Origin of the sequence: Phenylobacterium sp. J426 (genome assembly GCF_024699945.1) — a bacterium.
GTDB lineage: Bacteria > Pseudomonadota > Alphaproteobacteria > Caulobacterales > Caulobacteraceae > Phenylobacterium.
The window spans coordinates 1,031,821-1,053,095 of sequence record NZ_JAJOMY010000001.1; the positions used below are offsets into that span (position 1 = coordinate 1,031,821).

Here is a 21,275-nt window from a genome sequence, read left to right on the forward strand (position 1 = left end):
AGCGCTCCAGACGTGCCCACGCCCCGGCCGCACCAGCTTCCGCGGTGCGTGGCATCCAGGGCGTTCGCGACGGGCATGCGCCGTCAGCGTTCAACCATCACGCCGCCAGCGGGGCGGCGGCCTCTGCCGCCCCGTCTTCCGCCGCGGCGAGCGTGTCCTCAGCGGGCGCCTCAGCCGCGCCATCGTCCGCTTCGACCGTGTCGTCCTGCGGCGGTTCGGCCGCCCAGGACAGATAGGCCGGCGCCCAGGCGCGTTCGGCGGCACGTTCCGCGACGAGCGCCACCAACTCGTCCTTCTTGGCCGCGCCGGCGTGCGCCTCGCCCGCGCCCATCTCGTCGAGCATGTCGAGCAGCTTGGCCTTCGGGTGTGCGCCGAGGAACGCCGCGTCCGGCGTCCAGTGCTGGGTGATGTCGGCCTGGCAGAGGGCTGCGATCTCCACCGCGTCGGCCCGGGCCGATCGCCGGAGCGAGGTCGTGCGCTCCTCGCGGAGGTCTAGGCTGAGGGCCGCCAGCTCGGCCAGCATCGCCATCTTCTCGCCGTGGGGCAGGGCGTCCACCCAGCCCATGGCGGAGAGACCCGACGTCTCCCACGCGGCCTGCCGCTCGGCCAGGCGGCGGCGCACGTCGCCGTCCAAGGCCTCGATCGGCGGCGTCCGCGCCCGGCTGTAGGCGTCGGCGCGCAGCGACAGGGCGCCCGACCCTTTGCCCATCTCCCGCTCCAGGACCACGACCGTGAAGAGCCGCGCGATCACCGCCACCAGGGCGGTCGCGGGGTCGTCGGCCAGGGCCCGGATCAGCGCACGCGTGGCGATGTCGGTGCGCAGCTCGTGGAGCCCATGGTTGACCCCTTCCAGATCGACCTTGGGCGCCACGGCCACTGGGATCGGCGCCACCGGCGCAATCCGCGGCGTATGCGCCGGCAGGGTGAAGTCGGCGCCCTCGCCATCCTCGTCGTCCTCACCGTCGGCCGTCACGGCGTCCTCGACCTCGTCCGGGGCCGGCGGACCCCACACCCGGATGTCAAGACCGGTGGCGTTGTCGGCGTAGACGGTCAGCACGGTCACCTCCCGGTGGGGCTCGGCCAAGCTGTCGGCCTTGATGCGCGCCGCCAGATAGGCCACGAGGTCCGCCTCCACGTCGGCGTCGGCCAGAACACGTCCGTTGAGTGCGGCTTGCGCCGCCTCCACGTCAGCTGAGGCGTTGCGCCAGTCGGCGAGGGCCTCCGGCGACAGGCCCATGCCGTAGCCGTAGCCCAGAGGTTCGAGCTCGCCGTCGTCGATCTCCGGCTCGTCCACCGCCACGACCACGCGCCATCCCCGTCCCTCGACCAGCTGCGCGGCGATCGCCTCGGCCCGCGTGGTCCACGCCGCCTGCAGCCGGTCGGGGTCGAGCAGCACGTCGGCGCGCTCCCCGAACAGGTCGCCCTCGATGCGCCCACCGGCCTCGGCGTAGCGGGCCTCGCCCACCACGGCGTAACGCCGGTCGCGCACGGTGATGCTGCCGGCGTCCAGGCGCTCGGTCACCCGCCACTCCTGGAAGCCGAAACCGTTGAGCGCCGCCTCGGCGATCTCGGACTGCGCGGCGGGGTCGGGGAGGCGGGCCAGGAGCTTGGCTTGGCGCAGCGTGCACTTGCCGGCCCGCAGCGCCTCGAGCGCCTTCGGCGGCAGGCTCGACAGGGCGGCCAGCCGGCGGATCTCCACCTCGCCATAGCCAAGGGCGCCGGCGACGGCCGTGACCGAGAGCTTGGCCTTCAGCATCTTGCCGATGGCCACGATCACATCGGCCGGGTGCACCGGGACGGCGGTGTTGGTGAGCACGACGGCGGCCGCCTGGCGGGCCAGGTCCGTCTCGACGAAGCAGCTCACCGGATAGTCGTCGCCGATGCGGCCGGCCTCGAGGAGGACGCCCAGCGCCAGCAGCCGGCGGCGGCCATCCAGCGCCATGGCCGCGTGCTCGTCGCCACGGCCGGGACGCACGGTGAGGGGTTGCAGCAGGCCGGCCGCGAAGATCGTGTCGGCGAGCTCGGGAATCCCATCGTCGGCGGGTTCGGCGAAGCGCAGGTTCTCGGGCGCGACCGCGACGTCGCGCAAGGCGAACGCCACCGGCGTGCGGTCCGGCATGCCGGGTTCGACGCTCGGCGCGACAACCGTGAGCTTGGAACGTGAGGATCTGGACATCGGATGCCTTCCGCCCGGGCGTCGGGGACCACCCCCGCGCACCGGGCGCACCGGTCCGCCCTTCCTCCTCACCCCTTCCGGTCGAGGTCGTTCCAGTCGCCGAAGCCCACCGGCGGCAGCGCGACCCGAACCTCGACCCCAGCCGCCCGCAGAACGGCCCCGAGCTTGCCCGCCGAGCGCTCCCCGTCGGTTCCGCGATCGGCCGCGATCAGCACCCGTTCCACGCCGCTCGGCGCGCGCCAGCGGCGAAGGTTCGCCGTCGAGAGTAGCGCCCAGCCGGGCAGGCCGAACCGGCGCATCGCCGAGAGCGTGGTGAACACACCCTCCGCCACCACCATCTCGCTGGCGACGTCGGAGAGCCGCACCGCGCAGCCTGGCGGCATAACGCCCACGACCTTGCGTGGCGGCCGCGCCAAGGCGCTGCGCCGCCCGGCGGCATCGAGGTAGGTGATCTCCACCGCTGTCAGGTCACCCGACGCGGTGCGGACGGCCGCCACGAGCGCCGGCCGATAAGGACCGGCGTCGCGGTAGACGGCCGCCGGCGCCGCCGCGATCGCCCGCAGCACGCAGGCTCCAACCCGCGCGCCATCCACCCCGCGCCGCGCCAGATGACGGGCGGCCGCAGACCGATTCGTGATCGGGCCGGCCGCATCCCAGAGTCGCCTCGCAACGGCGATCCGCTCGGCCCGGGACACCTCGACCGCCCGATCCACCACGGGCGAGCAGGTCGCGCCAGCGCCATCCAGGAGGCGGTTCTCGGCGTCGATCCAGCCGCGGTCGCGTAGTTCGTCGAGCACCTCGCGCCAGTCCGCCCCGCCGAAGCTCTTCACGATGACGCGCCCGTCTCGCAGCCAAAGCGACGCCGAGCGGTCCCTCGCGCTGTGGCCCGGCGCCGGCACGGACGGCGCGGCGTCCGCCGGCGTAGGCGTCGCCGCCGAAGGCGCGGGCCAAGGCGCTCAGCGTCGCGCCGCCCCTCAGCTGTGCCGACATGGAAACCTCCCGGGTTCAGAAACCTGACCCGGGAGGCCCTTCCTTCACCTCCGGCGTCGCGAAGCGCCACGGCGACTTGCAGCCCTGAAAACGATGTCCCATTGGAGGCGCATGACGACCTCGCTGGATCAGGCGCTGCTGTACTTCGTCGACCTGCGCCTCCAGGTCCGCGGCAACCCCGCGGCGCGCGCCATCGTCGACCGCTGCCTGACGCTGCTGACGGCGGCTCGCACGGCCGACACCGCGACGATGGCGCGTCTCGACGCCGAGGTGGAGGTGCTGCGGGCGGAACTGCAAGCGCGCCTGGGGCAGCCCAATGCCCTCAAGGTCAATTGACCGTCGACCAGCTCACAATGGCGCGACCACCTGGACGGCCAACATGGGCCGGTCAGGCCGGTCGCCCAGCGCCTGCACCTGCAGCTCGGCGCTCACCGCGATGTGGTGCTCGCAAGCGAGCGCGACGAGCCGATTGAACTCGGCGACACTGGCTTCGATCTCGGCGGCCAGCAGCCCAGGGTCAACTCTGCGATGGTCCGTCATCGAACTGCTGGTCCTCGCGATTGTTCGAGAAGAGGCCGATGTAGGGATCGTAGCGGTACACGCGGTATCGCTCCTGGCCGGTCATTTCGAACAGAATGCCTGCGTCGACAAAGCGCTGAACAAGGTTGTTGGCCGGCGGGTAGGTGATGCCGAGGCGCTTCTGCACCTGGCTGACCGTGACGATCGGGCTTCGGAACAGGCCTTCCAGGATGGTGAGCCCATTGCCGGCCGCGCGACCAAACCGCTCGGTGACCAGCCGACGGTGGTTCTCGCGCAGATCGACGATCGCGCGCGCCGTCTCCGTCGCCTCCAGGCTGACGGCGGCGATGCCGGTCAGGAAGAACTTGATCCAGGCTTCCCATTCGCCGCGATCGCGCACCGCCTGCAGGCGGTCGTAATACTCCGCGCGATTCCGCCGGAAGTAGTGGGAGATGTAGAGGACGGGCTTGAGCAGGATTTCGTTCTGCATGAGCAGGAAGGTGATCAGCAGCCGGCCGACGCGCCCGTTGCCATCGAGGAACGGGTGGATGGTTTCGAACTGTGCGTGGATCAGGCCGATCTTCACCAGCGGCGGCAGATAGACCTCCGAATGCATGAACGCTTCGAGGTCACCGAGGGCGTTCATCACCTCGTGTGGCGGGGGTGGAACGAAGCTCGCGGTCTGGAGCGTGCAACCGCCCGGCCCGATCCAATTCTGCGACGTCCGCACCTCGCCGGGGTTCTTCTCCCTGCCGCGGACGTCATGCAGCAGCTCGTTGTGGATCTCCTTGATGAGCCGAACGCACAAGGGCAGGTCCTTCAGCCTGTCCAGGCCGTAGTTCATCGCCGTGACGTAGTTCAGGACCTCGCCCACATCGCTGGGGTGATGCGGGTCGAAAACGCTCGCCTCGACTTCGAGGACGTCGGCCAACGACGACTGCGTGCCTTCGATCTGGCTTGAGAGCACCGCCTCCTTGCGCACATACATGAAGACGAAGAGGTCCGGGTTCGGCAGCGTCTGGATGGAGCCGTCCAAACGGCCCAGCGCCCGGTCGGCGCGGGACAGCAGCGTCTGCATCTCGTTGTCGAAGACGAGGGGCGGTTCGGGCGGAAGCGCGGTGGGGATAAAGGCGGCATAACCCGTTGGCTGCCGGATGTATCGTCCGGCGCGATCGGATTTCGCCTTATCGCTAGCGACTGACATTCCGGCCTCTTATTAATCGCAGCTTTTAATTATGCCGGAATTCTCAGCCTAATAAATCGCAGCCTTTAATTATCAAGCATTTTTCGCGGACGCAATTCGAGGCTGGATAACGTTATCAAACGCTGGCGAGCGTTAGAGCGCATCGTTGGCGCTAACGAAGCGCTGACGTTCGCTAGCTGCGAACTTCTCCGCTGACTAAACGCAGCGGATCATAAGGGGCCAATTCCGCAGCTAATTATAGGAAGCCGAAACAGCGCTATTTTTTCCCGTCCACGACAGGGTGGGAAATCCGGCCGGTCCCGCTCACTGCGCATCATCGCCCTGGCTGCGACCTATGTCGCGTCTGGAGCCTGACGCGAACTTCAAGGCGGGTGGGACAGCCCCTGACGCAAGCTCCGGCGCCAATTCCAGCCCCTGACGGTCGGCGCGGAGCTAACGCGGGTCTTGCCCGACGCCGGGTGGCAGGCGACGTCTTCCGACGCCACGTTCCAGCGTCAAGCGTTGGCGCTTGGACGGACTATAGCCAATCAGCTCGTAGACGTTCCCCAAGCTTCCGAACCGTTCGATGTACTGCCGCGCCGAGGCGGTATCGGGGGCGACATCCAGCAGCGCGCTGGTCAGCCGCCCCTTGCGCGCAAGGAGCGCGCGCGCCGCATCGAGCATTTGGTCCGAGCTTCGCGCCATACCGATGATTAGGCCGGGATCATGCGAGCGTCACCATGCCGGGCCAACGCGGCAAACCCTTGCAGGCGGCTGCCGACCGCCACAGCCGCCTACGCTGCCCGCGCGCGTCCCAATCAAATGGCTCAGATGCGCCACGAGCCGACATTAAGATCACGCCGGAGAGCTGACGTTCGCCCGCTCGATTATCTACCGTAGTCGGCTACGGCAGGTTGTGGCCAAGCTTGGGGGCTAGCCTTGCCGCGCCAGGTCGCAACTTTCGTGATGCCGGACGCCACGATCAGGTTGGCTTGGACCGGCAGGATGGGGGTCCGTCGGCCCGAGATGCGAACCGTTGGCCGAAGGATGACCGCCTTCACGTCAATACACTGGAAGACCGCCGGGGCGCGGGATAGCGTAACTGTATGGATAGCCCAGCATGAAACCTGTCGCGGCCGGCGCAAGCGAGGGGGACGTTGAAACCCAGGTAGTGCTGCCCCTACTAACTCGCGGCGAATTCCTCGCGCTCGATAAGGTGGACGTCCGCAGTAAGGAAGGGATTTCCGCGAGGGACATCGGGAAGGGAGCCAAGAAGAAGATTGGCTACATCCCTGACTACTGCGTCTACAAGCGATCCCTGCCAGTCCTCATTATTGAAGCCAAGTCGCCGGCAGGCGACGTTGCGCAAGCGTACGCGGAAGCACGGCTCTACGCGGGTGAGATCAACAGGTCATTCCCCACGGGCGTGAACCCCTGCAGCCGCGTGCTCGCGACGAACGGGATTGACCTGTTCGCCGGCCATTGGGACGCCGAGCCCGCCCTGATCACGACTATCGCAGACCTGCAGGTTGGCGCCGCACCCCTCGACGAACTGATCCTCCTTTGCGGGAACCAAACGTTGCAGGGGATTAGCCAGCCCCTCAGCGATCTTTTGCGGTCGTCTGACTTTCGGCGGCCGTTCAATCGAGGGGCCGGCCAGGCCCAAATTCTGTCGCGGATCGACCCAAATACGTTCGCGGCGGACCTTGCCCCCGATCCTCCGCCGCTATTTCTCGTCTCATGATCAAAGTACCGATCCCGATATCTACAGCCGGGCCTACATTTCCTCGAACGAGGTGACTAGCTACGACCGGATTCTAGAGTCGTTCCTGAAAGATCGTCTGGCTCGCTCTAAGGCCCGGGTCGAAATCACCACCAGTCGCCGTCGCGCGGACGAGATCACAAAAACGATCTCGAAATTCGACGGGCAGAGACCCACGCGCGGAGACCTGCAGCTAGTCACCGGCGGAGTCGGGGCAGGCAAATCGCTCTTCGCCCGTCGCTACCGGGAATACCTGCAGCCGGGGCCGCTAGAGGAAAAGAACCACTGGGCGTTCCTGGACTTCAACACAGCGTCGCCCCAGGATTTCGTGAACATCAACGACTGGGTTTGCCAAAGTTTCGTCGAGAGCGTTCTGGACGAAGGCGCACCAATCGACCTTCGAGACGCAACGGATCAAGAGCGGGTCTTTGCTACCGACCTCGCTGATCGGGCCGCCTACTACGCTCGGATGGAATCCGCAGCGCCCGGTCGTGGTGCGCTCGAACTCGCACGGGACATCGAAGGATGGCGGCAAGACCCCCTGAAGCTGACTAAAGGCGTTGCTCGCTACCTCCAAGGCGACCGAGGCGAGAACCTCATAGTCGTGTTCGATAATGTGGATCGCCGCGAGACGGTCGCGCAGCTCGCGGCCTTCGAAGCAGCCCTTTGGTTTATCGAGCAGACGCGAGCGCTGGTGATCCTGCAGATGCGGGACTCGACCTTTGAAGCCTATAAAAATTCGCCGCCGCTCGACACATACAAGAGCGGGCAGATCTTCCACATTAGCCCCCCGCGGCTCGTGGATGTCGTTAAGCGCAGACTAGAACTCAGCCTCGAGGCCATCGACCAGGAAGCTCCTGAAATAGTCAAATACAGGACCAGGTCTGGCGCGCAGATTTCCTACCCTAAGCGCCGAGCTGGTGAATTTCTGCGCGGCATCTACGCCGAGCTATTCCAGCGGCCCACAAATCTCTCTCGGATCCTTGAAGCGTTGGCCGGAAGAAACGTACGCCGCGCACTTGACATGTTCATGGCGATCCTAACATCCGGCCACATGCCGGAAGATGTAATCGCATTAGTAGCACAGGGAAGCGGATTCCGCCCCTTCCCTGAATATCGAATACTACGCGCGCTAATGAGACAGGACTATAGGTTCTTCAATATTGATAGTGGATTTGTCGCAAACATACTTCACTGCGAATCTAGTTGGGTTCGACCTTCCAATTTTATTCTTCCGGAAATCCTATTCTATCTAATCGGAAGGCGAAAGGTGCGCGGAGACAACGGCCAGATGGGCTTTGTGGCCATGTCCCGCGTCCTGTCCGATTTGGAGTCTATGGGATTTGTGCGCTCTGACATCGAAAGCGCTTGTCTGTACGCGCTATCAAAAGAGCTAATTGAGACAGAAACTTCATCTCTGAAGGTGATTAGAGATGTTGATTGCGTAAAGGCCACCGCAAGCGGTTGGGTTCATATGCGCATGCTTTCATCACGGATTGAATATTTGGCGTCTATACTTCCAACAACATCAATATCCGACGACAAGTTTGGAAACCGCATTTACGATCTGATGCAAGATGAGAACAAGATTGGCCATCCGTCCTACCAGCGCTACGTCGCGCTGGTGGAACAACTCGTCCCGTACCTTCGACTGCAGATTGACAGGCTGATGGTCCATCCAGGGTACGCCGACATGCAGCAATCGGGCGCGAGCTACCTCTTGGGTAAAGTGGAAGAGGCTCTAAGTTACGCCCGTCGCGAGCCTAAAGATGGCTCGGCCCAACTCGATCTTTTGGACTACTGAACGCAACTGCGACGAGTGCCCAACATGGGAGCGAAACATGCGCTCCCTGCCGGTGCGACGTGTTCCATGCCGTCGGCATGCTGCCGTCACCAAGCAGACCTTCCGAACTTCGCCTTGGAGTCACATCCGGGCTTCGCTAGCCAGATCCGTTGCGTCTCTTAGGCTGCGTCGTGCTCTTCCAGTTTGGGCTTTGCTCGGTCACCCACCGAGCTGCTGTCGCGCCCACTGCCGCTACGGGTTAGATTCGTCGATCAAGCCGTTCATGGCTCGGGCAACTGGTATGAAAACGAGCCTCGAACATCTTCCGGATGGGAAACGCGCCGAGCTCACTCAGGTGCTCGAAGTGCTGTTCCGCGAGTTCGAGGACGTCACCAGGCGGAAGGGTTCCGCGCGCCTGCACGGCCGTATTCTAAAGGTAATCCTCTTCGGCAGCTACGCCCGGGGCAATTGGGTCGACGATCCCGTCGGGGGCTACAAGTCTGACTACGACCTCTTGATCGTCGTGAACCACGACGACTTCGCCGACGTCACCGACTACTGGATGGACGCCGAGGCGCATCTCGAGCAGGCCTTCGACATCGCCCACACGCTGACGGCGCCCGCGCAGTTCATCGTCCATTCGCTCGCGGACGTGAACCGCCAGCTCACGCGAGGCCGACCGTTCTTCACCCACATCTTCAACGATGGGATCGCGCTCTACGAAGCGCCCGATCATCCGTTCTCGCGGCCGGAGAAGCTTTCTCGCGATGATGCCTTTCGGGAGGCTGCTGCCAATTTCGAAAAGTGGTTTCCGAGCGCAAGCGGGTTCTTCGATACGGCTCAGTACGTGTTTGCGCAGGGGCGGAACAACGAAGCCGCTTTCCAACTCCATCAGACCACCGAACGCTACTACCACTGCGTCCTGCTCACCCAGACGCTGTACTCGACCAAGTCCCACAACCTGAACTTCCTCCGCGGCCAAGCCGAGCGGGTCGCGCCTGAGCTGATCCCGGCCTGGCCCCGCGGAAACCGCTTCGAGAAGCGCTGCTGGGAACTGCTGCGCCGCGCTTACGTCGAAGCCCGCTTCTCCGACCAGTACGAGATCTCGACCGAACAACTCGCCTGGCTGGTCGACCGGCTGAAAGACCTCCAGGCTCGCGTCGAGCAGAGCTGCCGCGACTACCTCGCGACCATCGCGCCACCTGCCTAAATCGCTGTGCGGCAAGGACTCTAGGCGGCCCCGGCGGCTTGTGCCACGCTGTGTTCGAGCCCGGCAAAGCCGGCTCACCGCGACGGCCGATCCGCCGCCGCTGGGCGCCCGCGCCATAGAAGACCGCACCGTCAGGTCCGGGAAAGCGCGGGGCGCAGGGACCTGAGCCCTGCGTTCGACACGCCCGGTCGCCACGACGCGCGGTTCACTACGAGGGGACGTCATGTCCCGCCCCGACCCCGTGCGCCGGTCGCGTGAGCCGGTGCTCGACGCGTCCGCGGATGCGCAAGCGCCAACAACCTCGGGCGAGCGACCCGACGCGACATGGCGCGGGCATCTGGTCTGGCTGCGGACCCGACTCCGTGGCCGTTTCAGCGCCGACCTCGCCGATGACCTGGCGCAGGAGACCTACCTGCGCGTCGTCGGCCGCGGGGTCGACGACCACGTCGAGAACCCCCGCGGCCTCCTGATGACCATCGCCAGCAACCTGGCACGCGACGTCTTCCGGCGAGATCGAGTTCGCGCGGACTATGCGGCCCGTGCGCCGCAGGTCTACGCGCCCGTGGCGGCAGCCCGCCACACGGCGGAGGACGATTTCCAGGTCCGGGAAGCCATCCGATCCCTGCCACCAAAACTTCGGGATGTCCTGCTGCTCAGCAAGATCGGGGGCTTGACGAACCGCGAGATCGCGCAACGCTACGGTTTATCGGTGCGCGCCATCGACAAACGGTTGCAACAGGCCGTTACGCTGTTCGTCGCTCGACTACGGGATTGAGGCTTCGCAATCTGGCCATGGGAACGCTCCGAGGAGGCGACCGCCGGACGCTCGAAGAGGCCGCGGCCTGGTTCACGCGGCTCAAGGGGGATTCCGTCAGCGAAGCGACGATCGACGACTTCATGGCGTGGCGGCGGACGCCCGCGAACGACGCCGCCTACACCGAAGTGGAAGCCCGCTGGCGCCCAGGCCGACCGCGTCACCAATGACCCAGAACTGGTCCGGCTGACGGAAGCGGCGCTGCGAAAGCCGAACCGGTGGGACGCGCTTCGAAGGTTGCTCGCGAAGAACCTGCTGCCGCTGAGCCTGGCCGGCGCGACCCTGGCCGGCGCCCTGTTCCTCCTGGTGACGCACCTCCAGCCGCAGGCCTACGAGACCGACGTCGGCGCCCAGCAGATCGTCCGGCTCACCGACGGCTCGACGCTACGGCTCAACACCGCCAGCCGGGCGGAGATTCATTTCTCCCGCAATGAGCGCCGCATCGTGCTGCAGCGGGGCGAGGGCTTCTTCGAAGTCGCCCACGATGCGGCCCGGCCGTTCATCGTCGTGGCCGGCGACACGGAGGTCCGCGCGATCGGCACCAAGTTCGACGTGCGGCGCACCAACGGCGCGACGCAGGTGATCCTCGCGGAAGGCCGCGTTCAAGTGATCCGGCCCGATCGCAAGGAGCAGTGGACCCTCGCACCCAACCAGAAGCTCACCCTCAACGGCGCGCCGCCCGTCCCCCAGGTGGCAGACGCGGCCATGACGACGAGCTGGACCACGGGGCGGCTGCGCTTCCAGGAGACGCCGCTGGCCGAGGCCGTCGCCGAGGTGAACCGCTACAGCCAGACCAAGATCGTGCTCGAGGCGCGACGCGTCCAGGCCGAGCGGGTCAGCGGCGTGTTCGACACGGGCGACACCAAGGCCTTCGTCTCCGCCGTGACCGAAATCTTTGGCCTCACGGCCACCACGTCGCCGGAGGGCATTCGCCTTCGGGCGCGCGAGCCAGCGGCCGGCTGAGCATTTTTTACGAAGGCCCAGGTTCGCGTTTCGCAGCGCTGGCGCGTCACCTTCACGACGCCGGCGAAAAGAACCCGAGGCCCCGCCCTCATGGCAGGCCAAGCGCGGCGTCGGGGGAGTGATATGGTCCGAGCCGCGCGTTCATCGTCTGACTTGAAATCTCGCCTTCTTGCCGGCTGCCTTTCGGCGTTGCTGGCGGCCACAGCCTCGACCGCCCTGGCCGAGACGGCCGGCCGCGTGGACGTGCCGGCCGGACCGCTTGATGCCGTCCTGACCAGCCTGGCCGGCCAAACGCGCCAGCAGATCCTCTACAAGGCGGAGCTTGTCGTGAACCGCCGCGCGCCCGCCGTCAAAGGGGTGCTGACCTCGGAGGAGGCCCTGCGCCTGGTGCTGCAGGGCACGGGGATCACCGTGAAGCGCACGGGCCCCAACGTGCTGGTGCTGCAAGTCGCTTCGGCCAACGGTGCGGGAGACGGAGACGGAGACGGGGCCGGCCGCCCTTTCGGCGTTGACGGATCGTCCGAACCTGGCCCCCCTCGGCCTGGAGCGCGGCCAACCGCAGCTCGTCGAGGAAGTGACGGTCACGGGCTCGAACCTGCGCGGCGTCCCGCCGACCTCGCCGTTGATCGTCATGGACCGGGGCGACCTCGAGCGGACGGGGCACACCACCATCGCCGACGCGCTTCGGGCGCTGCCCTCGAACTTCGGCGGCGGCGCCGGTGAATCGTTCGGCGTAGGCGCCGACAAGCTCTCGCGCAACGGATCGTTCGGCGCCGCGCTGAACCTGCGCGGCCTCGGCAACAATGCGACGCTCGTCCTCATGAACGGCCATCGCATCGCCGGCTCGGGCAGCTTCGCGGATTTCGTGGACATCTCCAGCATTCCCGGCGCGGCGGTCGAGCGGGTCGAGGTGCTGCTCGACGGGGCGTCGGCGCTCTACGGGTCCGATGCGGTCGGTGGCGTCGTGAACTTCATCATGCGTCGCGACTTCGAGGGCGCCGAGACGCGCCTCCTGGCCGGCACGTCGACCCAGGGCGGCCGGAGCCAGGCGCAGATCGACCAGACGTTCGGTCGCCGCTGGGACGGAGGCGGGTTCATCGTCGCCTACGAGCTGCGGCGCCAGGACGACCTGCGGGGCGGCCAGCGGCCCTTCGCCGGGAATGCCGACCTGCGCCCCCTGGGCGGGACCGACCAGCGGCTGACCTCCGCCTTCCCCGGCAACGTGCTCCTCCCCGATCCCGCCACCCGCGCACTGGTTCCCACCTACGCCATCCCCGCGGGGCAGAACGGCGTCGGCTTGCGACCCGGCGACTTCATCCTCGGAACACCCAACCGCTACAACCAGCGCCAGGGTGGCGACATCTTCCCGAAGCAGACCCTGAACTCGGTGTACGTCGCGGGCCACCAGGGGCTGGGCGGGCTGGAACTCGCCGCCGACGCGCGCTTCGCCAGCCGGCGCTACAAGAACATCAACGTCCCGCGCCCGGCGACCTTCACCGTCAGTCGCGGCAATCCTTTCTACGTCTCGCCGATCGGGGCGGCGACCCAGTCGATCTCCTACACCTTCGCCAACGACGTTCCGAACCCGACGGCCTACGGCACATCGGACACGCTGGCCGGAACGGTCTCGGCGAAGCTGGAGCTGCCGCGGGGCTGGCGCTCGGAAGCCTATGCGGCCTTCGCCCAGCAGAACGACGAGAACCGGGGCGGCGGCGTGGTCAACTCCGTCATCCTCAACGAAGCGCTGGGCAACACGGCGGACAACCCCGCCACGGCCTACAGCCCCGCGCTCCACGGCCATTTCAATCCGTTCAACGGCATTGCGGGCGGCGGCAACGCGACGGCGCTCGCCTTCATCAACTCGGGAACGATCCTGGCCCGCAGCCGGGACCGGGTGACATCGGTGAACGTCCAGGCCGATGGGCCGCTGTTCCGTCTTCCCGCCGGACAGGTGAAGCTCGCGCTGGGCGCGCAGGTGCGGCGCGAGGCCTTCACCTCCGAAAGCGCCATCTACGTGGCCACCACGTCGCCGACGCGGAGCGCGAGGCTCGACCTGGACCGCACGGTCAGCGCGGCGTTCGGCGAGCTTCAGGCGCCCCTGTTCGGGCCGGAGAACGCGCGGCCGGGCCTTCAGCGGCTGGAGCTTTCGCTCGCAGCCCGCGTCGAGCGCTACGAGAGCTTTGGGACGACGGTGAACCCCAAGGCGGGCATCCTGTGGTCGCCCACGTCGGGGCTGATCGTCCGGGGCACCTACGGCCGGTCGTTCCGAGCCCCGGCCTTGCGCGAAGTCGCCGACCCCGCCGTCTTCAACCCGCAGCTCCTGGCGCTCGGGACGGGCCGCGTGGTCACGCTCACGCTATCTGGCGGCAACCCGGATCTCGAGCCTGAGACCGCGGACTCCTGGACGGTCGGCTTCGACTGGCGCCCCGATGCCGTTCCAGGATTGGCGCTCAGCGCGACAGGCTTCGACGTCCGCTTCAAGAACCACATCGAGAAGCCGGTTTCGGCGAACCAGGCGAACGCCCTGCAGGACCCGACCCTGGCGGCCTTCGTGCAGCGGATTTCTCCGGCGACCTCGGCGGCGGACCTCGCCTTGATCCAGCGTTTGCTGGCGGATCCGGCGCTCAGCAATGCGACGGGGACCTTTCCGGCGGAGCAGTACGGCGCGATCCTGGACAATCGCTACGTCAACAGCGCGACCTTGCATGTGCGCGGGATCGATGTCTCCGCCAGCTACCGCTTCGACCTGGGCCGGGACACGTTCGCCCTCGCGGCAAACGCGACCTACATGCTCAAGTTCGACCAGCAGCTCACGCCGACGTCGGCCGTCGTGGAGCGGGTCAACCGGATCAACTTCCCGGTGCGGTTCCGCGGCAGGGCGACCGCGGACTGGACCCGTGGCGCGCTGACGCTTGGCGGCGCTTTCAACTACGTGAGCCGCTACCGCGATGACCTGGGTGTCCGCATCGGCGCCCAGCCGACCTTCGATCTGCAGGCTCGCGTGGCCCCGCCGAAGCGCGGCCCCCTGGCCGGCGTCGCGGTGCTCCTGAATGTGCGCAATGTCTTCGACCGGGACCCGCCCTTCTACAACAACAGCCTGGGCATCGGTTACGACGGCGCCTCCGGCGACCCGGTGGGACGCTATGTGTCCCTGCAGCTGACGCGCGCCTGGTGAGCACGGGTCATGCGCCAGTTCCTGGCAGCGGCCGCCCTCGCGGTCGGCTGTGTCACGCCCCCGAACCCGGCCGCGGCGGAAACCCTTCACCGTGGAAGACCTTCTCCAGGTCGAGACCCTGGGCGCGGCCGCCTTCGATCCGCAAGGCCGCCACCTCGTCTACGAGGCGCGCGGCGCCTACGCGACCGCATCGCGCTTCGACAGCGACCGGGGTGTGGTGCACGGACTCAGTCGCCTGAAGGTCGTCGCCACCGACGAGCCCGGGCCGGGGCGCCCGCTGCTCGCGGGCGACCCCGCGGGCGTCCTCCTCGGGGACTTCTCGCCCTCGGGGGACAGTCTGGCCGTGTATCGGGTGATCGGGCCCACGTGGCGGCTGGGCGTCGTGACGATGTCGACCGGCGCCGTTCGGTGGCTCCCGATCACGCCGCAGGGCGACACGCGCGGCCGCGCGCTGCAATGGCTGGATGACCGCCGGCTGCTGGTGCTCGATCGGCCAGATGGGCGCGGCCCTCTCGTGCTGCGCCAGGGCTCGACGTTCTCGCGGGAGCTGACGCGACGATGGGAAGCCGCCGCCACGGGGGCGGGCGCTCACACCGCCTACGGCAGCGGCGCCTATCTCGGTGTCCGGACGCGGGCCGCCAACCGCCTCCTCGTCGTCGATGCACAGACGGGCGACCGGGACGTGCTGGCCGAAGGCGAGTTCATCGACCTGGACGTCTCGCCCCAGGGCGATCGCGTGGCCCTGCTGCAGAGTGGGGAAGACCTTCAGCCCCGAGGCGAAGCGCCCGTACGGGGTCCCGCAGGCTCCGAGACCGAGGCGACCCGGCTGTCGATCCTCGATCTCCGCACGGGTGAGACGCGGTCGCCCTGCGTCCCGTGCGATGTCCTTCCGCAGGTGCTGGCGTGGTCGCCGAGCGGTCGGCGGCTCCTCGTGTTCACGCGCGGCCGCCACCAACTCTGGACCGACGGGCGACTTGCCGAGGTGAACGTCCAGACCGGCGCCGTGCGGGTGATCGGAGAACGCGTGAAGCCCCGGTTCGACCTCAACCCGGTGTCGGTCTGGACCGCGTGGATGGGCGAGACGCCCCTGGTCTTCGGGCGGCTGGAGGGGGCGCACACTGACCGCGATGACTGGTTCGCGCTCGGCGACGGGGCCCCGCGCAACCTGACGGGCCGCTTGCCTCCGCCCAGCCGCAGCGCGCGTGTCGCGGGGCGGGATCATCTGTGGGTGTGGGCGGGCGACCGGGCCTGGCGTGTCCGCCGTTCCGGCGACGTCACCGCTGCGGCGCCGGGATCGAGCGTGGCGGCCCTGCCGGATCGCCGGGTCGGGGCCGGCGGCCGGCTGGCGCGGGCGCCGGCGCCCGCGCTGTGGGTGACGGCGCAGGACGCCTCGGGAAAGCCGAGCCTGACCGGCCTCGGCGCCGAGGGACCGACCGCGACGGCGCTGGGTGCGCCCGCGGGCGGCGCATGGGAGGCGGCAGCGCCCGGGGGCGTCGCCCTCCAGCGCGCCACGGACGCCCATGGCGTGGAGACACTCACCCTATCGGTTGGCGGACGGAGCATCCCGACAGCCGCCGTCAACCGTGGCTGGGAGGCGCGCGATCCCCCCACAGATCGTCCAAGTGCGCCACCCCGGTCCGGTCGGGGAGCCCGTGGTCAGTTGGGTCTTTCTGCCCACGGGCTCTCCGGCGAGACAACCCGCGCCCCTGGTGGTGCGCGCGTATCCGGGCGCCGCCTATCCGGCGCCCCCGCAGGAGACGCCCGGGCGGCCGGAATTCTACCAGAACATCCGTGTGCTGACCGGACATGGCTATGCCGTCCTGGTTCCGAGCCTGCCGAACCCACCGGGCGGGATGAAGGAGCCTGCGCAGGGGTTGGCCGAGCGCATCCTGGCCATTGTCCAGGCTGCGATCGACGTGCCGGAGCTGGCCGACAAGCTCGATCCGACCCGCATGGCGATCATGGGCCACAGCTTCGGCGGCTACTCGGCCATGATCACGGCCGCGCAGACAGACTGCTTCGCGGCGGCCGTGTCGCTGAACGGCGTGAGCGACTTGGTCGGCTACTGGTCCACCATCCCGCAGCACCTGCAGCTGGACTCAGAGCTCGCCTACTGGAGCAACTGGCACACCGGCGTGGTGGAGCGCACGCAGCCTGAGATGGGCGCCCCGCCCTGGCGCGATCCGGCGCGTTACATCCGCAACAGCCCGCTGTTCCTGGCGGACCGCATCCAGACGCCCCTGCTGCTGATCCACGGTGCGCAGGACGGCCTCTCGGCGGCCCAATCCGAAGCGATGTATTCGGCCCTGTTCCGACAGGGGAAGGACGCGCTGCTGGTCGTCTACTGGGGCGCCATGCACGCCCCCTCGTCGCCGGGCGACATCCGCGACGTCTACGACCAGACGTTCCGGTTCCTCGACGCGCACTTCGCCCGTGCCTCTACAGGCGGCGTGGCGCCGTCCGCGAGTCCGGGACGCGCGTCTGCCAATAGCGCACCCAGGCCTCCGTCGACAGCGCCCAGAGGATGTCCGAGGGCTGCGCCGCCCAGATCAGATGCTCCGGGCTGAGCGCCAGCTCGAGACGTGCGCGGTCGAGTACGCCGGCCTCTGCAAGGCATCCATCGAGCAGGTAGGGCCGCAGCCAGCCCAGGCTGTTGGCGATGAGCCGGGCGAAGTAGACCGTGACGATGCCCTTGGCCCGGCGGTTCAGGACGCACTCCGGCAGGCGGTCGGCGAAGACGCTCCGGGCGAACGCCCGGTCGTAGCTTGAGCCCCCAAGGGCGGGGGGTCGGGATCCTGAGGCAGTGCTCGAGCACGGGCTGGGCGAACAGGGGATAGAGGATATCCGCCTCGTGCCGTCGGCGGCTCGGGCCCTCGTTCAGGAAGAACCGGGCGAGCGCGTGGATGTGCAGCTGCCTTCCGGGGCCAAGCCCGCATTGCTCGGCCTCACGCAACCACTTGGGCTTCAGGTCGGCCGTGGCGGCGCGCACCTCGCGCGAGATCAACGACGACCAAAGGCCCTCGACCGGTGGCGCTCGACCGACAGCTTCGGCGCGAGCCGATCGAAGGACCTCCCACACCGAGCGCCGGGTGCGGCGCGCGACATTCGCCAGGACAGGATCCCGAAGGACCGACCACCCCCTTCACCCGCCAGGCGTCCGCGACAATCCCGGCGCCGGCCATCTGCATGAAGATGGCGTCGCCGCCCTGGCCCGACACGATCGCCCCGGCTCCGCTCTCCCGAACCCGTTCGATCTCGTCGCGGTCCCACTTGGGGTCAACGGCGTTGGCGGAGGGGCGCTGCTCGCGGGCGAAGGCCTCCAGATCGCCGAGGGCCAGGGCTGAGGGCTCGTGCTGCCGTTGGACGAGGGTCAGGCCGGCCCGGGCCGCCACGGCGGTCGCGTAAGCCTGTTCGTCCGACTCCGGCCGTCCGAACGCGATGTTGATCGCCTCGACGACCCGGGAGGTCCGGCCGCTGGCGTGCAGGGACCCTGCGATGATGGCGGAGTCCAGGCCGCCGGAGACCTCCAGGATCACGCGGTCGTAGCCGTCAACCAGCGACGCGGCGCAGGCGCTGACGCGGGCGCGGAGCTCGTCGGCCGCGGCGTCGAGGTCATCGATGGGATCGCCGGCGAAGGCCGTGGGGCTCCACACGACGTCCGACGCGCCCAAGGACCGAAGTCGCAGCGCCTCCCCCGGCTGCACCGCGGTGACGTCATCCACCAGGACCTGGGTCGCGCAGACCGCGGGCTTCGCGACGAAGTCGGCGATCCTGTCCCAATTGAGCAGCGGCCACCGCGGCCCCAGGCCGAGGGGCAAGCCGCTCATCAGGGACGCAACCACCTCAAGTCCGTCGCCAAGCGACCAGGCGAAGGCGGGAAGGGCTCCGCTCGGATCGCGGTACACCCAGGTTTCGTCGCCGCGAGCACTGGCGGCCAGCGCGACGTAGCGGCCCCACCGACGCCGGCTGAGCTCCGCGATCAGCTGTCGTGGCGTGGCGTCGGGAAGCTCCCGGCAAGGCGTCGCCCCGGGCATGGCGAACGTCGCGCCGATCAGCACACCGCAGTCGCCATCGATCGGCTCCACGCTCAAGGGCGCTTGGGTCGACGTCCAGACCCGAAGGCTGGCGGCCGCATGGGCGAGGCTCCAGTCGGAGGTCGCGGCCAGGGCTTCCCCGAGCTGCCGCGCCCGGCTGGCGGCGCACGCCGACTCCAGGGGCCAGGACAGGGCGAGGAAGGCGGCGCGCACGTCACAACACCATGATCGGCGTGAAGGCCCTGATGCGGTCCGGTTCATCGTCGAGGACCAGGCCCTCGCACTGCAGCCAGCAGTGCGCATGGAAGGGCCAGGTTCTCACGCCGAAGACCCACAAGGCGTCGTGACCCCGACGGCGCAGGAGGCGGAGTAGCATGAAGGCGCGAAGCAGGCACTTGGCGCTCGTCGGCGCGAACGGCGCCCAGCGATGGAAATTGTCGACCGTCTCTATCAACTGTTCGCTCAGAGCGGGCGGTCGCGCGCGCTGAACCCGCGCGGCGTCGACGATCTCCTTGAACGTCCGGCCGCGATAGGCCGCCAGCAGATCGGCGACGGCGACACCGATCTGCGCGCCGTCGCGCCATCTCGGGCCGTCGTAGTAGTCGCGAAGGGCGCTCGTCATCGGAGGCTGGCGCCCACGCGGGTCCAGCCCGGCGCCTTCCATGTCCTGCGCCGGCGCGGCCGTACCGACCAGGTGGGCTGCGAGGAGATCCTGCGCCAGGCCTGATTGGGTCGTGGAAAGAGCTCGCCGGCTCGGCTCCAGGGGCGCTTGCTGCTCGCCCTGCGGCAGGCAGACGTAGGCGTCCCGTTCGACGTCGAGGAAGACGAGATCGCCGTTTACGCCAACGGCGTGGACCTGGTCTGCGAGGAACAGTCTCTCGGCCATGCGGAGTCGCCGGTGACCCGTCCCGGCGCGCAAACGCCGGGACGGGCGAAGGCCTTATTCCGGCAGGCCGTCGTCGGGCTGGCCTTCGGCGTCGCCGAAGTAGCCGGCCTTCGTGGCGAGCTTGGCGCCGCCCAGGCAGATGAGGCGGCTCGTCGGGATCGACAGATGCTTGGACATTGTAGTCTCCTGCTTCAGTGAATGCCGCGTTTGCAGCAGAAGCAGTTCGCGCCCCGGTTGTGCTATATTCAAACTATATCGACTCTATAGTGTCGGCCGCGTCCAGCGCCCTGATCAGGGCCGCGGCGACGCCGATGCGCCGGCCGAAGAAGGCCGTCAGCTCACTGCGGACCGTCTCCGTCGCGCCGGTCGATATGATGTCCAGGAGCTGACCGAACTCCGCCGGCAAGCCGTGCAGGACGCGGGGTTCGACGGCGCGCAGCGGCGCCAGCTGATCCTGCAATCGACCAAGATGCCGCGCCAGAGGCGGGCTTGAAGCCGACGCGAAGACTCGGAACAGCCGTTCGCTGGCAAGCACGAAGGTCGCGTCCGACGGAGTCTCCGTGGCCGTGGGGACGAGCCGGCCGAGGTCGATGTGGGGCAGCGAAGATCGCTCGCCTTCGCAGGCGACCAGAAGCAGTTCCAGCTGGAGGCGGAACAGCGCGATGAGATCCTGTTCGGCGAGGCTCTGAACGAAGAAGCCCTGCCCGCGACGGTCCAACAGCAGGCCTTCTCCGGCCAGCCGGGACAGTGCTTCGCGCACGGGGGTCTGGCTGAGGCTCAAACGTTCGGCGATATCGTTGGCCGTGAGCCTGGAGCCCGCGCTGTGGACGCCTGCCCGCAGCTCTTCCCTCAGCGTGTCGAGAGTGATCTTGAATGAATCCGCGCGCTTCCTCGCCATGGGGTACTCCGGGACAAGGCCGTAGACTGAAGCCAAAATCCGGATCATGTCGAGATGTCACAATTTGTGTGATTGATGATCCGACAATAATCGTCGGACCTTCTGACAAGAGGCGTCGGGCTAGGCGGCAAATTCGCCAAGCATAGACAATAATTACCATTACTAAGCTTGGCGCAGGCTGGAATGGCGTGCCGATTCCGGACCGGCACCCTCCCGGCCTGTGCATGGATCGTCTTTGACGGATTGACGACGACCTAGGGCTGCTCTGAGGATGCGCCAAAAGGCAGGGTTGATTGCGTGGTTCGAAAGGCGCTGCGTTCCAGTTCGAAAAAGGCGCCCGAACGCGACGAAGCGTTGTCGCGCGTCCTCAAGGCCATCCGCAATCACCGGCGGATGACCGTGCAACAGGTCGCCGACCTGATGACCCTGAACAAGCGGACCTACGAGCGCTTCGAGGCCGGCGAGGGCTTCCTCAAGGTCGACCGGATTTTCTGTTTCGCCCGTGCGACCGACAGCGATCCCTATGCGCTCTGGGCCAGCGTGAAGATGGGCACGCCCGACTTCGCCCTGGCCTGTATCGACAGCAAGCTGGTGCTGCTCTTCGTGGCGCACGCCCGCGAGCTTTTTCTCCAGGAGGGCGCTGACCTCGCCAGCCTCCAGGCCGCACCGATCGTCGAGGCGCTGAAGGTGGCCTTCACCATGCTGAGCGCAGAGCTCAACCGAAGCCGCAAGGCCGCCAGCCGCTGGCTTGGCGACCCGAACGATCCCCCGGCCAAGGGCTGATCGCAACGTCGCGACAACGACACTTTCCGTCGGACGGGCCGACAAGAATTGTCGTAAATTGCAATAAAAACAACCATTTGGAACGATTTTGACGTGGTG

General features: G+C 67.6%; 20 protein-coding genes and 1 pseudogene. 11 read left to right on the forward strand and 10 right to left on the reverse strand.

Going from position 1 to position 21,275, the window contains the following annotated elements; all coding sequences use genetic code 11:
* Positions 1 to 97 precede the first annotated feature (97 nt).
* Together LRS10_RS05395 and LRS10_RS05400 are read right to left on the reverse strand one after the other, a co-directional pair.
* Positions 98 to 2,176: a ParB/RepB/Spo0J family partition protein gene (locus LRS10_RS05395; RefSeq protein ID WP_257836348.1), complete on the reverse strand. Its 2,079-nt coding sequence runs from the start codon at positions 2,174 to 2,176 to the stop codon at positions 98 to 100.
* Positions 2,177 to 2,244: 68 nt separating this feature from the next.
* Positions 2,245 to 3,006, reverse strand: coding sequence for a toprim domain-containing protein (locus tag LRS10_RS05400; RefSeq protein WP_257836349.1), 762 nt, complete (start codon positions 3,004 to 3,006; stop codon positions 2,245 to 2,247).
* A 271-nt stretch (positions 3,007 to 3,277) separates the two neighbouring features.
* Between LRS10_RS05400 and LRS10_RS05405 the strand changes: the two genes are divergently transcribed.
* Positions 3,278 to 3,502: a hypothetical protein gene (locus LRS10_RS05405; RefSeq protein WP_257836350.1), complete on the forward strand. Its 225-nt coding sequence runs from the start codon at positions 3,278 to 3,280 to the stop codon at positions 3,500 to 3,502.
* Between the two features lie 12 nt (positions 3,503 to 3,514).
* Here the strand turns inward: LRS10_RS05405 and LRS10_RS05410 are convergent, their stop codons facing one another.
* The 3 genes from LRS10_RS05410 to LRS10_RS05420 form a co-directional block, all read right to left on the reverse strand.
* Positions 3,515 to 3,706, reverse strand: a complete 192-nt coding sequence (locus tag LRS10_RS05410; protein WP_257836351.1) for a hypothetical protein — start codon at positions 3,704 to 3,706, stop codon at positions 3,515 to 3,517.
* On the reverse strand, positions 3,684 to 4,889 hold the full coding sequence (locus tag LRS10_RS05415) for a Fic family protein (protein WP_257836352.1): 1,206 nt from the start codon (positions 4,887 to 4,889) through the stop codon (positions 3,684 to 3,686). The genes LRS10_RS05410 and LRS10_RS05415 overlap by 23 nt, the downstream gene beginning before the upstream one ends.
* 432 nt (positions 4,890 to 5,321) lie before the next feature.
* Positions 5,322 to 5,552: a hypothetical protein gene (locus tag LRS10_RS05420; RefSeq protein WP_257836353.1), complete on the reverse strand. Its 231-nt coding sequence runs from the start codon at positions 5,550 to 5,552 to the stop codon at positions 5,322 to 5,324.
* A gap of 436 nt (positions 5,553 to 5,988) precedes the next feature.
* Here LRS10_RS05420 and LRS10_RS05425 point away from each other — a divergent pair, with 436 nt between their 5' ends.
* From LRS10_RS05425 to LRS10_RS05455, 8 genes and pseudogenes are all read left to right on the forward strand, one after another.
* Positions 5,989 to 6,612 (forward strand): type I restriction enzyme HsdR N-terminal domain-containing protein, encoded by a 624-nt coding sequence (locus LRS10_RS05425; RefSeq protein ID WP_257836354.1) that lies wholly within the window; start codon positions 5,989 to 5,991, stop codon positions 6,610 to 6,612.
* Positions 6,575 to 8,434 (forward strand): hypothetical protein, encoded by a 1,860-nt coding sequence (locus LRS10_RS05430; RefSeq protein WP_257836355.1) that lies wholly within the window; start codon positions 6,575 to 6,577, stop codon positions 8,432 to 8,434. The genes LRS10_RS05425 and LRS10_RS05430 overlap by 38 nt, the downstream gene beginning before the upstream one ends.
* 280 nt (positions 8,435 to 8,714) lie before the next feature.
* On the forward strand, positions 8,715 to 9,623 hold the full coding sequence (locus LRS10_RS05435; protein ID WP_257836356.1) for a HEPN domain-containing protein: 909 nt from the start codon (positions 8,715 to 8,717) through the stop codon (positions 9,621 to 9,623).
* Between the two features lie 223 nt (positions 9,624 to 9,846).
* The gene (locus LRS10_RS05440) at positions 9,847 to 10,398 is read left to right on the forward strand and encodes an RNA polymerase sigma factor (protein WP_257836357.1); all 552 of its coding nucleotides are present in this window, start codon (positions 9,847 to 9,849) and stop codon (positions 10,396 to 10,398) included.
* 17 nt (positions 10,399 to 10,415) lie between these two features.
* Positions 10,416 to 10,607 (forward strand): FecR/PupR family sigma factor regulator, encoded by a 192-nt coding sequence (locus LRS10_RS05445; protein ID WP_257836358.1) that lies wholly within the window; start codon positions 10,416 to 10,418, stop codon positions 10,605 to 10,607.
* Between the two features lie 67 nt (positions 10,608 to 10,674).
* Positions 10,675 to 11,400: a FecR family protein gene (locus LRS10_RS05450; RefSeq protein ID WP_257836359.1), complete on the forward strand. Its 726-nt coding sequence runs from the start codon at positions 10,675 to 10,677 to the stop codon at positions 11,398 to 11,400.
* A 123-nt stretch (positions 11,401 to 11,523) separates the two neighbouring features.
* A pseudogene (locus LRS10_RS24930) lies at positions 11,524 to 11,835 on the forward strand (STN domain-containing protein); the annotation flags it as partial.
* 28 nt (positions 11,836 to 11,863) lie between these two features.
* Entirely contained in the window at positions 11,864 to 14,575 is a 2,712-nt protein-coding gene (locus LRS10_RS05455) for a TonB-dependent receptor domain-containing protein (RefSeq protein ID WP_257836360.1), read from the forward strand.
* Between the two features lie 52 nt (positions 14,576 to 14,627).
* Here LRS10_RS05455 and LRS10_RS05460 read toward each other — a convergent pair whose 3' ends face one another.
* Positions 14,628 to 15,692: a hypothetical protein gene (locus tag LRS10_RS05460; protein WP_257836361.1), complete on the reverse strand. Its 1,065-nt coding sequence runs from the start codon at positions 15,690 to 15,692 to the stop codon at positions 14,628 to 14,630.
* Positions 15,693 to 16,227: 535 nt separating this feature from the next.
* On the opposite strand from LRS10_RS05460, the gene LRS10_RS05465 reads away from it, so the two are divergent.
* Positions 16,228 to 17,142, forward strand: coding sequence for a S9 family peptidase (locus LRS10_RS05465; RefSeq protein WP_257836362.1), 915 nt, complete (start codon positions 16,228 to 16,230; stop codon positions 17,140 to 17,142).
* A 378-nt stretch (positions 17,143 to 17,520) separates the two neighbouring features.
* On the opposite strand, the gene LRS10_RS05470 is transcribed toward LRS10_RS05465, so the two are convergent.
* The 4 genes from LRS10_RS05470 to LRS10_RS05485 form a co-directional block, all read right to left on the reverse strand.
* Entirely contained in the window at positions 17,521 to 18,822 is a 1,302-nt protein-coding gene (locus LRS10_RS05470) for an asparagine synthase-related protein (RefSeq protein WP_257836363.1), read from the reverse strand.
* A 1-nt stretch (position 18,823) separates the two neighbouring features.
* Positions 18,824 to 19,495: a lasso peptide biosynthesis B2 protein gene (locus LRS10_RS05475; RefSeq protein ID WP_257836364.1), complete on the reverse strand. Its 672-nt coding sequence runs from the start codon at positions 19,493 to 19,495 to the stop codon at positions 18,824 to 18,826.
* 54 nt (positions 19,496 to 19,549) lie between these two features.
* Positions 19,550 to 19,672: a hypothetical protein gene (locus LRS10_RS05480; RefSeq protein ID WP_257836365.1), complete on the reverse strand. Its 123-nt coding sequence runs from the start codon at positions 19,670 to 19,672 to the stop codon at positions 19,550 to 19,552.
* A gap of 73 nt (positions 19,673 to 19,745) precedes the next feature.
* Positions 19,746 to 20,393 (reverse strand): GntR family transcriptional regulator, encoded by a 648-nt coding sequence (locus tag LRS10_RS05485; RefSeq protein ID WP_257836366.1) that lies wholly within the window; start codon positions 20,391 to 20,393, stop codon positions 19,746 to 19,748.
* Positions 20,394 to 20,747: 354 nt separating this feature from the next.
* Between LRS10_RS05485 and LRS10_RS05490 the strand changes: the two genes are divergently transcribed.
* Positions 20,748 to 21,176 (forward strand): helix-turn-helix transcriptional regulator, encoded by a 429-nt coding sequence (locus LRS10_RS05490; protein ID WP_257836367.1) that lies wholly within the window; start codon positions 20,748 to 20,750, stop codon positions 21,174 to 21,176.
* Positions 21,177 to 21,275 lie beyond the last annotated feature (99 nt).